The organism is Actinomadura opuntiae (assembly GCF_030283205.1).
In the GTDB taxonomy this organism is placed as follows: domain Bacteria; phylum Actinomycetota; class Actinomycetes; order Streptosporangiales; family Streptosporangiaceae; genus Spirillospora.
The window spans coordinates 77274-90578 of the sequence record NZ_JASNWF010000003.1 but is presented as its reverse complement, the minus strand read 5'-3'; the positions used below and the strand labels follow the sequence as shown (position 1 = coordinate 90578).

At 72.8% G+C, this 13305-nt stretch carries 15 protein-coding genes; 7 read left to right on the top strand and 8 right to left on the bottom strand.

Annotated elements, in window-relative coordinates:
* Nucleotides 1–25 precede the first annotated feature (25 nt).
* From QP089_RS06715 to QP089_RS06705, 3 genes are all read right to left on the bottom strand, one after another.
* A complete protein-coding gene (locus QP089_RS06715; protein WP_285910456.1) occupies nt 26–892 on the bottom strand; it encodes an NAD(P)-dependent oxidoreductase in 867 nt (288 codons plus the stop codon).
* Between the two features lie 164 nt (nt 893–1056).
* A complete protein-coding gene (locus QP089_RS06710) occupies nt 1057–2190 on the bottom strand; it encodes a phosphotransferase enzyme family protein (RefSeq protein WP_285910455.1) in 1134 nt (377 codons plus the stop codon).
* A 139-nt stretch (nt 2191–2329) separates the two neighbouring features.
* The gene (locus QP089_RS06705; RefSeq protein WP_285910454.1) at nt 2330–2731 is read right to left on the bottom strand and encodes a nitroreductase family deazaflavin-dependent oxidoreductase; all 402 of its coding nucleotides are present in this window, start codon (nt 2729–2731) and stop codon (nt 2330–2332) included.
* 117 nt (nt 2732–2848) lie between these two features.
* Between QP089_RS06705 and paaI the strand changes: the two genes are divergently transcribed.
* Nucleotides 2849–3289 (top strand): hydroxyphenylacetyl-CoA thioesterase PaaI, encoded by a 441-nt coding sequence (paaI, locus tag QP089_RS06700; RefSeq protein ID WP_353070555.1) that lies wholly within the window; start codon nt 2849–2851, stop codon nt 3287–3289.
* Between the two features lie 21 nt (nt 3290–3310).
* On the opposite strand, the gene QP089_RS06695 is transcribed toward paaI, so the two are convergent.
* Nucleotides 3311–4177 (bottom strand): Sco1979 family transcriptional regulator, encoded by an 867-nt coding sequence (locus QP089_RS06695; RefSeq protein ID WP_285910453.1) that lies wholly within the window; start codon nt 4175–4177, stop codon nt 3311–3313.
* 863 nt (nt 4178–5040) lie between these two features.
* Between QP089_RS06695 and QP089_RS06690 the strand changes: the two genes are divergently transcribed.
* Complete coding sequence (locus tag QP089_RS06690; protein ID WP_285910452.1) at nt 5041–5346, top strand: hypothetical protein; 306 nt, start codon at nt 5041–5043, stop codon at nt 5344–5346.
* Nucleotides 5347–5413: 67 nt separating this feature from the next.
* On the opposite strand, the gene QP089_RS06685 is transcribed toward QP089_RS06690, so the two are convergent.
* From QP089_RS06685 to QP089_RS06675, 3 genes are read right to left on the bottom strand one after another with little or no spacing between them, the layout of a single operon-like run.
* Nucleotides 5414–6193 carry an ABC transporter permease gene (locus tag QP089_RS06685; RefSeq protein ID WP_285910451.1) on the bottom strand — a complete coding sequence of 260 codons (780 nt, stop codon included), beginning with the start codon at nt 6191–6193 and terminating at the stop codon, nt 5414–5416.
* Nucleotides 6193–6969, bottom strand: coding sequence for an ABC transporter permease (locus QP089_RS06680; protein ID WP_285910449.1), 777 nt, complete (start codon nt 6967–6969; stop codon nt 6193–6195). Before QP089_RS06680 ends, QP089_RS06685 begins: the two co-directional genes overlap by 1 nt.
* Nucleotides 6966–7871 (bottom strand): ABC transporter ATP-binding protein, encoded by a 906-nt coding sequence (locus QP089_RS06675; RefSeq protein ID WP_285910448.1) that lies wholly within the window; start codon nt 7869–7871, stop codon nt 6966–6968. Before QP089_RS06675 ends, QP089_RS06680 begins: the two co-directional genes overlap by 4 nt.
* 158 nt (nt 7872–8029) lie before the next feature.
* On the opposite strand from QP089_RS06675, the gene QP089_RS06670 reads away from it, so the two are divergent.
* The gene (locus QP089_RS06670) at nt 8030–9169 is read left to right on the top strand and encodes a sensor histidine kinase (protein WP_285910447.1); all 1140 of its coding nucleotides are present in this window, start codon (nt 8030–8032) and stop codon (nt 9167–9169) included.
* Between the two features lie 7 nt (nt 9170–9176).
* Entirely contained in the window at nt 9177–9833 is a 657-nt protein-coding gene (locus QP089_RS06665; protein WP_285910446.1) for a response regulator, read from the top strand.
* A 72-nt stretch (nt 9834–9905) separates the two neighbouring features.
* Here QP089_RS06665 and QP089_RS06660 read toward each other — a convergent pair whose 3' ends face one another.
* Nucleotides 9906–10814, bottom strand: coding sequence for a TIGR03620 family F420-dependent LLM class oxidoreductase (locus QP089_RS06660; RefSeq protein ID WP_285910445.1), 909 nt, complete (start codon nt 10812–10814; stop codon nt 9906–9908).
* A gap of 108 nt (nt 10815–10922) precedes the next feature.
* Between QP089_RS06660 and QP089_RS06655 the strand changes: the two genes are divergently transcribed.
* From QP089_RS06655 to QP089_RS06645, 3 genes are all read left to right on the top strand, one after another.
* Nucleotides 10923–11900 carry a TetR/AcrR family transcriptional regulator gene (locus QP089_RS06655; RefSeq protein WP_285910444.1) on the top strand — a complete coding sequence of 326 codons (978 nt, stop codon included), beginning with the start codon at nt 10923–10925 and terminating at the stop codon, nt 11898–11900.
* A 35-nt stretch (nt 11901–11935) separates the two neighbouring features.
* On the top strand, nt 11936–12538 hold the full coding sequence (locus tag QP089_RS06650; protein WP_285910443.1) for a DUF4291 domain-containing protein: 603 nt from the start codon (nt 11936–11938) through the stop codon (nt 12536–12538).
* A gap of 499 nt (nt 12539–13037) precedes the next feature.
* Complete coding sequence (locus QP089_RS06645; RefSeq protein ID WP_285910442.1) at nt 13038–13274, top strand: hypothetical protein; 237 nt, start codon at nt 13038–13040, stop codon at nt 13272–13274.
* Nucleotides 13275–13305: the final 31 nt, after the last annotated feature.

The window sequence follows — 13305 nt, the reverse complement described above, 5'->3', positions numbered from 1 at the left end:
CGCCACGCCCGCGGGCCGGGACGGATCAGCCGCCGAAGCTCGCGCGGTAGGTCGCGGCCATGTCCTCGTCGCCGTGCCCCTGGTCGATGACCCGGCGGAACCGGTCGCCGGCGGCGTCGTTGACGTCGACGCGCACGCCCGCCGACGCGGCCGCGTCGTGGATCAGCCGCGTGTTCTTCTCCGCGTTGCTGACCGCGAAGCTCGTCGTGTAGTCGTCGGCGAGCATCGCCTTCATCTTGATCTGCAGGTAGGCGTTGTCGAGCGGGCCGCCGGTGAGCACCTCGCCGAGCAGCGCGGGGTCGAGCCCGAGTCCCTTGGTCAACGCGACGGATTCGGCGATGACCGAGGTGAGCGAGATGGCGTAGCTCACGGCGGCGAGCTTCAGGCGGGTGCCGGCGCCGCTCGCGCCGTCCTCGTCCAACCAGAGCGTCCTGCTGCCGATCGCGCCGAACACCGGCTCCAGCACCGTCCTGGCGCTCTGCGGGCCTGCGGCCAGGACCAGCAGCCGGCCCTGCTCGGCCGGCTGCCTGGTGCCCTGGACGGGCGAGTCCACGAACGTCAGCCCCTGCTCGTCGGCGAACGTGGCGAGTTGCGGCACGTCCGCCACGCCGACCGTGCCCATCTGCGCCCAGATCTGCCCGGACCGCAGCGCGGGCGCGGCGTCGCGCATCACCGCCAGGGCCGTGTCGCCGTCGTTGAGCATCGTCATGACGACGTCGGCGCCCGAGACGGCCTCGGCGGGGGAGTCCACGACGGTCGCGCCGTCGGCGGCCAGCGGCTCGGCGCGTTCGCGGGTGCGGTTCCAGGCGGCGACCCCGTGGCCGTTCTTCAGCAGGTTCCGGGCCATCGCGGCGCCCATGATCCCGGTGCCGAGCATTGCGGTCTGCGTCATTTCCGGCTCCTTTTGGACTGTGCGATACATAACCGTCGGGACAAGATTGGCACATGGCGGTGCGGCGCGCATCCCCGTGGTGCGTCCGGGACGTCCCTACCCGCCGACGCGCGGGGATCGCGTGACCGCGCCATCAGATCGGGGCGGAGACGAGCGGGGACCGGTCAGCCGTAGGCGGTGCTGTCGTCCGGAACCTCGGCGTACGGGTCGCCGAAGGGGCCGGTGTAGGGAGCCGCGAACGCGTCGAGCGTGCGCTCCAGCTGAGCCGACCACCAGGACACGAGCCCGGCGGGGCCCCGCTCGCCCGTGCCCTCCTCGCCGAGGTACCGGTGCCGCAGCGGCGCCACGTCGCAGAGGCGCTCCCACCACTCGCGGTGCACCGCCGACTGGATCTGGCCCGCGTCCAGCGGGAACGCCGCGCGGTGCCCCCGCACGAACGCCTGCACCCGGTCCAGGTCGAGGCCGCGCTCGTCCTCGCACGCGAAGAGCCGCGCCGCGGCCCGCACGACCTCCCCGGCGACGGGACCCGTCGTCAGCGCGTCCCAGCCGAGCACCGCCGTCACGTTGCCCGCGCCCGCGTACCGCAGATGCCCCGCGTGGAAGGCGCCGTGCAGATGCCCGACGGTGCTGACATCGATCTCGGGCGGCTGGTGCCCGGCGAACTCGGCGAGCAGCGCGCGACGCTCCCGCAGCCGGCGCGCGGTCAGCGCCTCGAAGTCGGTGCCGCCTCCGTCGGCGGGCACCGACTCCAGCATCGACTCGACGGCCGCCGCCGCGTCCGCGGCCCGCGGCGTCGGCACCAGCAAGCTCTGTTGCACCGGCGGCGTGATCCGCTCCAGCTCGGCGTGCAGCCGGCCGAGCAGTTCCCCGAGCTCCTCGCACTGCCGGAACGTCAGCTCCAAGCCGCCGCGCTCGCGTCCGGCGACCCAGGGGTACAGCGCGTAGCCGTGCCCCGAGGCGGTCACGAGCGTGCGCCCGGTCCGCGCCGGTAACGGCGCGAGCACCGGGAGCCCCGCGGCGTCGAGCGCCCCGGTCACCTCGTGCTGGAACAGGACGCGCCGCCGGTCGTGCGCGGCGTACTCCTTCAGGCAGAACGGGCCGCCGGACGTGCGGACCCGCCAGCACCGTCCGCCCGCCAGCGCCTCGGGCACCTGGGTCGCGTCGAGGCCCCACCGTTTCAGCAGCCGGGGCGGCGGCCCCTCGTCCTCGGGGCGTTCGCCGCCCTTCGCGCCGGCGGCGGACGGGTCGGTGCTGTGCTTGTCAGCGCTGTGCTCGTCGGCGCTGCGGGACGTCGGCACCTTCGCACCTCGGTGGCCTCGGACGGACGGCGGTCGAACGGATGTTCCCACACGACGCTACACGTCCGCGCGCCACCGCGAAAGGGAACCGCCGGGGCGGGGACGGTTCCGGGCCGCCCGCCCGGCGGTCTCCGCCTGCTCAGACCCTTTCGAGCACGACCACGGGGATGTCGCGGTCGGTCTTCTGCTGGTACTCGTCGTAGGCCGGCCAGGCCGCCGTCATCTTCTTCCACAACGCGGGCTTCTCCTGCGCCGTCGCCGTGCGCGCCCGCGCGGTGAACTTGTCGCCCTTCACCTGCACCTTCACCTCCGGGTTCTCCTGCAGGTTCAGGTACCACTCCGGCGGCTCGTCAGCGCCGCCCTTGGACGCGACGATGAGATAGGCGTCTCCCTCGGGCTGGTAGATGAGCGGCGTCGTGTACTCCTTGCCGCTGCGCCGGCCCGTCGTGGTGAGCAGCAGCGTCACCGTGCCCTGCCAGTCGTGCCCCTCCGCGCCGTCGGTCTCCTGGTAACGCGCGACGTGCTCCTTGCCGTACAGCATTGAGTCCTCCTCTATCCGGTTCGGCGGTAACCACGGCCACCCGTGTGAACCGAGGAACCCTGGATGACCTTCCCAAGGGCGCGGGTCCAATGCCCGGACGCTCATTACCCTTGCACCGTGAACGACGCGGCGGGCCTGGCGCGGCGATGCGCCGAGAAGATGTACGCGGGCGACAAGGTCGCGCAGGACCTCGGCATGGAGATCGCCGGCATCGCGCCCGGACGGGCGGTGCTGCGCATGACCCTGACCCCCGCGATGGTGAACGGGCACGGGATCGCCCACGGGGGCTACCTGTTCCTGCTCGCCGACTCGGCGTTCGCCTACGCCTGCAACACCCACGGCGCCGTGACGGTCGCGGCGTCCGCCGACGTCGTGTTCGTCGCGCCCGCGCGGGCCGGCGACGTGCTGGAGGCGACCGCCGTCGAACGCACCCGGTACGGGCGCAGCGGCGTCTACGACGTGACCGTCCAGCGCGTCCCGGACGGGGACGTCATCGCCGAGTTCCGGGGCGGCAGCCGCAGCCGCAACGAGCGGGTCCTGGCGGACGGGGAAGCGTAGGCTCCTGGTCGCGCGCCCCGGTCAGAGGTCCTTCAGGATGCCGGTGAGCAGCCGCGCCGTGTCGTCGGGGCGCGCGGCGGTGATGCACAGGTTGTTCATCGCGCGCATGTAGGTGTCGACGTCGGTCGGCTTGTCGAGGTACAGCGCGCTGGTGAGCTGCTCCAGGTAGACGACGTCGGACAGGCCCGGCTCCGCGAACCGCAGGATGGTGAACGGGCCGCCGGCGGCCGCGTGCCCGCCCGCCCCGAACGGCACGATCTGCAGCGTGACGTTGGGCAGCTCCGACATCGCGATGAGGTGCTCGAGCTGGCGGCGCATCACGTCCCGGCCGCCGAGCGGGCGGCGCACGACCGCCTCGTCCAGGACGGCCCACAGCGTCGGCGCGCCGGGGGAGGTGAAGCGACGCTGCCGGTCGGTGCGGAGCTGGACGCGCCGCTCGACCTCCTCGTCGGAGGCGTCGGAGTAGCCCAGCCGGACGACGGCGTGCGCGTAGTCCTCGGTCTGCAGCAGGCCGGGGACGAACTGCAGTTCGTAGGTGCGCAGCAGCGACGCGGCCTCCTCCAGGCCCAGGTAGACCTCGAACCAGCTCGGCAGGACGTCGCCGTAGCGGTGCCACCAGCCCGGGGTGTTGGCCTCCTTGGCCAGCTCCAGCAGCGGGGCGCGCTCCTCGGGGGCTTGCACGCCGTACAGCGTGAGCAGGTCGGAGACGTCGCGCTCCTTGAACCCGACGCGGCCGAGCTCCATCCGGCTGATCTTGGAGTGCGAGCCGCGGATCTCGTAGCCGGCCTGCTCGGTGGAGATGCCGCGCGCCTCGCGCAGCCGGCGCAGCTGGGCGCCGAGCAGGATGCGCAGCACCGTCGGCCCGCCGCGCCGCGGATAGTCGATCAATCTGCCGGGCTGATCGCCCTCGGCCGGAGGCGTGGGGGCGGCTGAATCCTGGGGCAAGGGGTCACCAGCCAGTCGACGGGTCTGTTCTGGGGCGGAACGGCACCGCCCTATGTTAGAGGATCGAAGCACGTTTTTGGGAAGTATGAAAAAGCGCATCTTCGGCGAAACGGCCCATCCGTGTTAGGGCGGCCGGGGCGGACGGTCCGTTCGCCGATCGGCGCGGGCGAGGATACCCTCGCCGCGCCCGCCGATCGAACCCGGGACCGTGCCAACGGATGCGGATCGGCTTTTTGGAGCGTGACCACGGCCCGTGACCAGTGCCGTCGGTGGCGGTCCGGGTGCGGAACGTGGCGGCGGGCCGCCGTCCGCGTTGACCGGGAGGTCATTTCCGGGGCGGCGAAGTCACTGCCGGCACATCAATTGCCTGGTGTTTCGTGTCCTTGCGCCCGCCAATCTGCGTGCGCTTTCCGGGCGCCCGTTGTATGACGCCCAAATGACGGCGGTCACCCTGTTCGGTGAATAACGGCGGGACGCCGCCCGCCCCCGGCCGCTGCGGCCGAGGAGCCGCCGAACCGCCCGGACGACCACGGCGCGGACGCGATCATCGACGCGCCGGCGAAGAAGTCCCTCGGGGCATGACGCCTATCCCGGTAATTGGAGAGAGGGTGAGGTGCGCCTCACCGTTCGCATCACCGCTGATCACGGGATCTGCGGTGGAGGCGGGTGACCAAGCTCTCGTCGCCAGCGGACGATCTCCCCGGCCCGGACGGCGTTCACTTGACGGGAGGGCGTCGCGCACCGCGGCGACGCGGCGGCGCCCGGCACCGTCCCGGAGAACGTCACCGATCCATCCAGGGGGAATCATGAACGCCACCCTCGAGCGACCGGAGATCCGGTTTCTCACCTCGGGCGAGGTCACGGACGCCCAGCGCACGGAGGCGGCGAGCGCCGTCCGCGAGGCGCTGGACGGCACCGGCGCCGCGTCCGCGCACGTCACGCTGAGCGTCGTGGCGGACCCGTCGCTGCCCCGGCCGGCCCTCGCCAGGGTCGTCGCCGAGCTCGACGGCCGGCAACTGCGCGCGCAGGCCGCCGCACCGACGCTGGAGGAGGCCATCGGCCTGCTCCGGCACCGGCTCGCGGTCCGCGCGTCCCACCGGCGGGCGGGCTGACCCGCCGGCGGACTTGCGCGAACGGGCGGCGGTGTCCCTGACCGGGCACCGCCGCCCACGAGTTTCCTCACGCGTCCCGGCGGACGAGCACGAGCCCGGCCAATGCGAGCGGGACCAACGCATAGGCCACGAGGACGACCGCTGCCGTCGGCGGTGAGAGCGCCCCTCCATAGATGGAGTGCTCCGCGCTCAGGCCGGCGATCTCGGCCGACAAACCGGACGGCATCAGCGAACCGACCCGCTCGTTCCACGGCCCCGGCAGGTGGTACACCAGCAGCGGGATCACGTGCCACAGCAGGACCACCGCGACGATCGCACCCGCCGCCGACCGCAGCAGGACGCCGAGGGCCAGACCGAGCAGCGCGAACACCGCCACCGCGGCGCCGGAGACCAGGAATCCCGGCAGGTCGTGCGCGATGGACGCGCCCTGGTCGGGGAACGGGCGCCCGCCGATCACCAGCCGCGTGCCGAGCAGGGACCCGACCGCGACCGCCTCGCCCGCGACGAGCCCGGTGGCCCCCACGACCGCGGCCTTCGCCGCCAGGAACCGCGTCCGGGACGGCACCGCGGTCAGGCTCGTCCGCACCATGCCGGTGCGGTACTCGGAGGTCGCGGCGAGCACTCCGAGCACGGCCAGGCACAGCTGCGCGACCCATCCGCCGAGCTCCTGCAGCGGCCGCAGATCGAACCGGGCGCGCCGGGCGGAGTCGAGGTGATCCCACACGTTCGCCTGCTGGAAGGCCAGCAGCACGACGAACACCACGAACCCCGCCGTGATCGCCAGGATCGTGTAGGTCGACCGGACGGAACGCAGCTTCCACCATTCGGCCGCGATCGCGTCAGTCATCACGCGTCCCTCTTTCCGAAGACGCGGGCGCCCGCCCCCAGCGCCACCGCCGTGTACGCCATCAGGAGCAGAGCCGAGGGCAGCGGCGGCAAGCCGTCCCGGGTGGCCGAGGCACCCGGCGGCGCGGCGATCTGCCCGGGAAGGCTCGCGGGCAGCACCGACCAGATCCGCCCGGCCCACGGATCGGGCAACAGGTTCGCGATGGGCGGCACGACGAACAGCACCGCCATCCCCGCCGTGATCGTCGCCGCGGTGGACCGCAGCACCGCTGCCAGCCCGAACGCGATGAGCGTGATGGCCGCGGTCGCCGCCGCCGTCGCGAGCACGTAGGGGAGATGGTCCGCGAGCGAGGCGTCGAACGCGCGTATGGGACGGCCGTCCACGACCGCCTTACCCGCCAGGACGCCGACGGCCAGGCTCACCAGCGCGGCCCCGAGCATCGCGGCGCAGGGCACCGCCGCCTTCGCCGCGAAAAGCGTCCGGCGGCGCGGCAACGCGGCCAGGCTCGTCCGGATCATCCCGGACGCGTACTCCGACGTCAGCGGCAGCGCGCCCAGCACCACCGCGCACACCGGCAGCGCGATCGACAACGGCTGCTCGGGCGGCGCGGACCTGAACGTCGCCCGGCGCGCCTCCGACAGGCCGTCCCAGTAATGGGCCGCGTACAACGACCACACCACACACAGCAGCGTGAACCCCGCGACCGTCGCGAGCACGGCGAACGTCGAACGGACCGACCGCAGCTTCCACCACTCCGCCGCCACCGCGTCGATCACGACGTCACCGTCCCGAACTCGGCGCTGCCCGCCGTCAGCTCCATGTACGCCTCCTCCAACGACGCGCTGCGCGGCGTCACCTCGTACAGCGGGATGCCGCGCGCGGCGGCGCGGTCGCCGATCTCCGCCACGTCCAGCCCCGTGACCGACAACGCGCCGCCCCGCCCGGCCTCGACGGTGCCGCCCGCGGCCACCAGCACCCCGGTCAGCTCCTCCGGACGCGGCGACCGGACCAGCACCCCGCGCGCGAACCGGTCCGCCAGCTCCCGCACGGACGTGTCCGCGATCAGCCGCCCCCGGCCGATGACGATCAACCGGTCCGCGGTCAGCTCCATCTCGCTCATCAGATGGCTGGAGATCAGCACCGTCCGGCCCTCGGCGGCCAGCGCCCGCATCAGCCCGCGGATCCACCGCACGCCGTCGGGGTCCAGCCCGTTCACCGGCTCGTCGAACAACAGCACCCCCGGATCTCCGAGCAGTGCCACCGCGATCCCGAGCCGCTGCCGCATCCCGAGCGAGAAGCCGCCCACCCGTTTGCGCGCGACGCCGGCCAGCCCCACCTGCTCCAGTACCTCGGCCACCCGCCGCGTCCCGATCCCGTTGCTGCGCGCCAGCCAGCCGAGATGGTCGAACGCGCGGCGCCCGCCGTGCACCGCGCCCGCGTCCAGCAGCGCCCCCACCTCGCGCATCGGCCGCCGCAGCGCGCCGTACGGGCCGCCGTTCACCAGCGCCGCGCCTGACGACGGCGCGTCCAGCCCCAGCAGGACGCGCATGGTCGTCGACTTCCCGGCCCCGTTCGGGCCGAGGAACCCCGTCACCGCGCCGGGCCGCACTTGGAACGACAGGCGGTCGACGGCGAGCGTCCCGCCGTAGCGCTTGGTCAGCTCCCTCACTTCGATCATGTCCGCAACGCTCCCGCCGGACGGGCCGTCGGCACATCGGAACCCGGTCGGGACCCGCCGCTACGACCGTGCTCCGATTTCGTCTCGCCGTATCGGAGCCAGGTATGACGTCCGCCGGCACGACGCGCTCGGCCTCGCTGCCCCGCTACCGTCGTGACGTGCACGAATCCGAGCCGCCCTCCCCGTTCGCCCGGCGGATCGGCCGCCGGCGGCTGATCCGCGCGGACGCCGCGGTGGCGGTCCTCTACACGCTGTTCCTGCTGCTGTTCTCCGGCGGCCACGAGGCCTCGGCGCTGCTCGCGGTGCCCGTCATCTGCGCCATGGGACTGCCCCTCGCTTTCCGGCGGGTCCGGCCCGTCCCCGTCTTCGGCGCCGTCCTCGCCGCCTCCGCCCTCGCGCTGGTCCTCGACCTGCCCTGGGACTTCTTCGCCGCCGCCGCGTACGCGCTCTATCCGCTCGCGCTCGCCCTGCCCCGCCGCCGCTGGATCCCCACGCACGCCATCGGCGTGCTCAGCGCGATCGTCATTTTCGGCGGCGCCCTGATCGGCCCCAAGAACTGGCATGCCGAGCAGCTCGGACGGCTGCTGCTCGGCCTCGGCGTCCTCGGCGCTTCCTGGGCGCTCGGCCGCGCCGTCCGCGACCGACGTGCCTACACCGCCCAGTCCGCCCGCCGGCTCGCCGAGACCGCCGTCGGCGAGGAACGCCTCCGCATCGCCCGCGAACTGCACGACATCGTCGCGCACAGCATGAGCCTCATCGCCGTCAAGGCCGGCGTCGCCGTCCACGTCGCCGAGGCCCGCCCGCAGGAGGCGCTCGACGCGCTGCGCGTCATCGAGTCCACCAGCCGCGGCACGCTCGCGGAGATGCGCCACCTCCTCGGCGTCCTGCGCGCCGACGAACCCGGCGCCGTGCCGCCACCGGCACCGGGTCTCGCCTCTCTGCCGGGCCTGGTGGAACGAGCCGCGATGGCGTGCGTCCACGTCGACCTCGACGTCCGCGCGGGGGAGCTGCCGGAGGGCGTCGCGCTGTCGGCCTACCGGATCGTCCAGGAGGCCGTCACCAACGTCGTCAAGCACGCCGCCCCCGCCCGCTGCCGCGTCCTGGTCGAGGCCGGCGGCGGCCGGGTCCGCATCGAGGTGGACGACGACGGACCGGGCGAGCGCGTCCTGCCCGGCGCCCCCGGCCACGGGCTCATCGGGATGCGCGAACGCGTCATGATGTACGGCGGCGACTTCACCGCCGGCCCCCGCCCGGAAGGCGGCTTCGCCGTCGCCGCCGCCTTCCCCTACGAAGCCTAGGAATCCGTTGGAACTGCGCGTCCTCGTCGCCGACGACCAAGCCCTGCTGCGCGGTAGCTTCCGCGTCCTCGTCGACACCGCGCCGGGCCTGCGCACCGTCGGCGAGGCCGGCACCGGCGCCGAGGCCGTCGACCTCGCCGAGCGCGAACGCCCCGACGTCGTGCTGATGGACGTCCGGATGCCCGAGATGGACGGCATCGAGGCGACCCGGCGCATCTGCCGCGACCTGCCGGACGTCCGTGTCCTCATCCTCACCACGTTCGACCTGGACTCCTACGTCTACTCGGCGCTGCGCGCCGGCGCCAGCGGCTTCCTGCTGAAGGACACCCCGCCCGCCGACCTGCTGTCGGCGATCCGGGTGGTCGCCTCCGGGGAGTCGCTGCTCGCCCCCACCGTCACCCGCCGGCTCATCGCCGAGTTCGTCCGCCGGCCCGCGCCCGTGCGGCCGGCGCCCGCCGGCCTCGACGGCCTGACCGACCGCGAGCGCGAGGTCCTCGCCCTCATCGCCCGCGGCCTGTCCAACGCCGAACTGGCCGAGCACCTGCAGCTCAGCCCCGCGACGGTGAAGACCCACATCGGCCACCTGCTGGCCAAGCTGCAGGCCCGCGACCGTGCCCAGCTGGTGATCGCCGCCTACGAGACCGGCCTGGTCCGCCCCCGCTGAGCGCCGCGCGGAGTTTCGTCACGCCGCGCTCGGTGCGCGTCGCGGGTCCTTAGACGTGGAGCCGCCTCCTTTCTACGTGCCCAGTAGGAACGGCGCGAGCCGCTCGAACTGCTCGGCGGACGAGGCGAGGTCCGGCTGGAACACCCACAGGCACACATGGTCGGCTCCGGCGTCCAGGTGGGCGGTGATCCCCTTGGCGACCGCGGCCTCGTCGCCCCAGTTGAAGCAGGCATCGATGATGGCGTCGGAACCACCGCCGTCGAAGTCCGCCTCCGAGAAGCCGAGGTTCCTGAGCGCGCGGACGTAGGGCGAGCCCGGAATCGTGAACGGCCCGGCCTGGCGGGCGATGCCGCGCGCCTTGTCCGGATCCGTCTCGAGGATCACCGGCTGCCCGACGACCAGCAGCTTGTCCGGACCGAGCAGTTCCCGTGCCTTGCGGGTGTGCTCGACCGGCATCAGCGCGGGCAGCATGCCGTCCGCGTGGTCGCGGGCCAGGCCCTGCATCTTCGGCCCCAGCGCCGCCAGCAGCCGCGGGAACGGTACGTCCGGCGTCGGCGCGGCCTGCGCCGAGGCGTCCATGCCTTCGAGGTACTCGCGCATGCGGGTGAGCGGGCTGCCCCACGTCTGGCCGCTCTGCTCGACGATCGCGCTCATGCTGACGCCGATGCCGAGCGCGAGCCGCCCCGGATAGGCGTCGGCCAGCACCGACGCGGCCCCCTGCATCGCGGCCGGATGCCGCGCCCACAGGTTCGCGATCCCCGATCCGAGCGTGATCCGCTCCGTGGCGGCGAGCAGCACGCCGAGCTGCGTGAACACCTCCCTTCCGCCGATCGCCTCGTTCACCCAGATCGCCCCGTAACCGGCGTCCTCCACCTGGCGGGCCGCCTGCCGCCACTCGTCGGCCGGCGCGATCGGGGTGGTCAGCCCCACCCCGATCCGCCCCAGCCGCCGCCTTGCCTCGAGCACCGCGTCGCTTCCCATCGCCGTCTCCTTCGGCCGTACAATCGGAACTGCCAACCCGCTTAGGACGTTACCGGAACGCTCGCCCCGCTTGTCAACGGCGACCGTTCCCTGAAGGAGAGGGCGCCCGTGCCTAACAGCCGCCGCGCCGACACCAAACCCCAGCGCACCGACACGAAAGCCCAACGCGCCGACACGAAAGCCCAACACACCGGCACAGAGCCCCTGCGCACCGATGCCGAACCCCAGCGCACCGACGCGGAAGCCCAGCGCACCAGCACAGAGCCTCTGCGCGCCGACGCAAAACCCCCGGGTGCCGACGCCGAATCCCGGCGTGTCGACGCCGAATCCCGGCGTGTCGACGCCGAATCCCGGCGTGTCGACGCCGAACCGCGCCGCGCCGACGCGCGCCGGAACCGGCAGCGGATCCTGCAGGCCGCGATGGAGGCGTTCGCCACGGAGGGACGGCTGGTCCCCCTCGACGACATCGCCCGCCGTGCCGGGGTCGGCGCCGGCACGGTCTACCGCAACTTCCCGACCAAGGAGGCCCTGTTCACGGCCGTCGTCACCGACCGCCTCCGGGACATCGTCGAGGAGGCTAGGGCGCTGGGCGGCGCGGACGATCCGGGCGAACAGTTCTACGGCTTCCTGATGTGGGTCGTCGAGCGCGCGATGTTCAACCACGCCCTCTGCGACGCACTGGCCTTGGAGGAAGGGATCAAGGCGTTCGCTGTCGGCCTCGAGGAAGAGTTCAACGAGGCTCTCGAAGTGCTGCTCCGGCGGGCGCAGGACGCGGGCCAGGTCCGTGCGGACGTCGACATCCGGGATGTCCGGGCCCTGATGGCGGGCTGCATGGTCACCGAACGGATGCGGCGCGCCGACGGGCCGCCCGGCCGCATGACCGCCCTGGCCTGCGACGCGCTGCGTCCCACTCCCGTAACGAAACTGGATAACGAAACTCGGTCGCCGTCACGTAACGAAGGGCGCTGCGAGGTCTGCGGAACCCCGCTGACCGCAGCCCGCACCGGCCGCCCGGCCCGCTTCTGCGGTGCCGCGTGCCGCCAGAAGGCCCACCGCCGCAGGTCCGCAGCCCCGAAATCCGGTTGAACCTCGCCTGACCCCTGCGGGACCGTGGCCGCACCATGAGCACACGCGAGATCCGCGCCCTCCACGACCGCGACTCGATCACGGTCTACCAGGCGTACGCACCGGAGATCGGTCGCCCGGCGGCACACCACGGCACCTTCGTGCCGCCGTTTTCCCGCACCCGGATGACGTGGATCAAGCCGTCGTTCCTGTGGCTGATGGCCCGCAGCAACTGGGCGCGCAAGCCGGACCAGGAGACCATCCTCGCCGTCCGCATCACCCGCGCCGGCTGGGAGGAGGCCCTCGCCCAGGCCGTCCCGACCGACCCGGACCGCCGCGTCTTCCGCAGCTCCGAGGAATGGCGCCGCCGTTTCGCCCGGGCGCTCGTCCACGTGCAGTGGGACCCCGAGCGCTCGATCGACGGCCGGAAACTGGAGACACGGAGCATCCAGATCGGGCTGAGCCGCCACATCGTGGACCGCTACGTCGACGACTGGATCCTCGGCATCGAGGACCGCACCCCGTTGGCTCGCAGAATCCACGGACTCCTCCAAGCCGGCCGAACGGCCCAGGCCAAAGCCCTCCTCCCCAAAGAACGGCCCTACCTGCTCCCTCCTCCTCTCGCCCAAACCATCGGCGCAGACCAACCATCCGCCTAAAGCGCCTCACAACACGCACCACCTCCAGCCCCGGCAAATTCGAAAGAACCGGCCCACTCCCAGCGGCACGCCAAATCACGGCACAGCACCCCTGCGAAGAACCCACAAACGCCCACCCCCGAACGAACCAGCGCTCACGAACCCACCCAACCCGCCACGCGCCGCAGCCAAACCGCTGCCCGGAACGGACCGCGGCGTGGGACGCCGGGGATACGCGCGGCTCGCGCGGCGAACCCAGCTCATTCCGAAGGCAGTGGGCAGGGTCCAGAGCGCCGCGACGTGGCGAAGCGCCCAGTAATGCGTGTCGGGTGCGGGGGTTCCGAGGTGATCGGCGTGTTCTTCGGTCCGTGGGGGTGATCCATCGGGGCGTCCATGGGGGCTGACGCCCATGGGGGCTGACGCCCATGGGGGATGGTCGCCGGGGCTGGGGTTCGGTTGTGGTGGCTGTATGGCTTGTCGCCTTTCGTTCGAACGCGTGTTCGGGCTAGGGTCTGGACTCGTGTTGATCGATGAACCCGTCTCCGCGGAGACCACCCCGGTGGGGCATCCATCTCAGATCACCGGCGCGCGCGGTTGCTTCCGGGTGCGCCGCGTCCTCGAGCAGTGGCAGGAGCCCGGCGCGGCCCGCTTCTACCGGTTGCAGATCGCCACGCCGGACGGCCTGGCCATCGCGGAGGTGGTCGGGCCGCCTGCCGAGGCCACCGGCCCCTGGATACTTCGCCGGATCTGGTCCTGACACCGTGCCCGCGGCCGACGGCGCACGCCTG

Excerpts from the sequence above, each read along its gene's own strand:
- QP089_RS06650 (WP_285910443.1), top strand. The coding sequence starts at position 11,936 with ATGAGCACACGCGAGATCCGCGCCCTCCACGACCGCGACTCGATCACG.
- QP089_RS06715 (WP_285910456.1), bottom strand. The coding sequence starts at position 892 with ATGACGCAGACCGCAATGCTCGGCACCGGGATCATGGGCGCCGCGATG.
- QP089_RS06690 (WP_285910452.1), top strand. The coding sequence starts at position 5,041 with ATGAACGCCACCCTCGAGCGACCGGAGATCCGGTTTCTCACCTCGGGC.
- QP089_RS06705 (WP_285910454.1), bottom strand. The coding sequence starts at position 2,731 with ATGCTGTACGGCAAGGAGCACGTCGCGCGTTACCAGGAGACCGACGGC.
- QP089_RS06675 (WP_285910448.1), bottom strand. The coding sequence starts at position 7,871 with ATGATCGAAGTGAGGGAGCTGACCAAGCGCTACGGCGGGACGCTCGCC.
- QP089_RS06660 (WP_285910445.1), bottom strand. The coding sequence starts at position 10,814 with ATGGGAAGCGACGCGGTGCTCGAGGCAAGGCGGCGGCTGGGGCGGATC.
- QP089_RS06685 (WP_285910451.1), bottom strand. The coding sequence starts at position 6,193 with ATGACTGACGCGATCGCGGCCGAATGGTGGAAGCTGCGTTCCGTCCGG.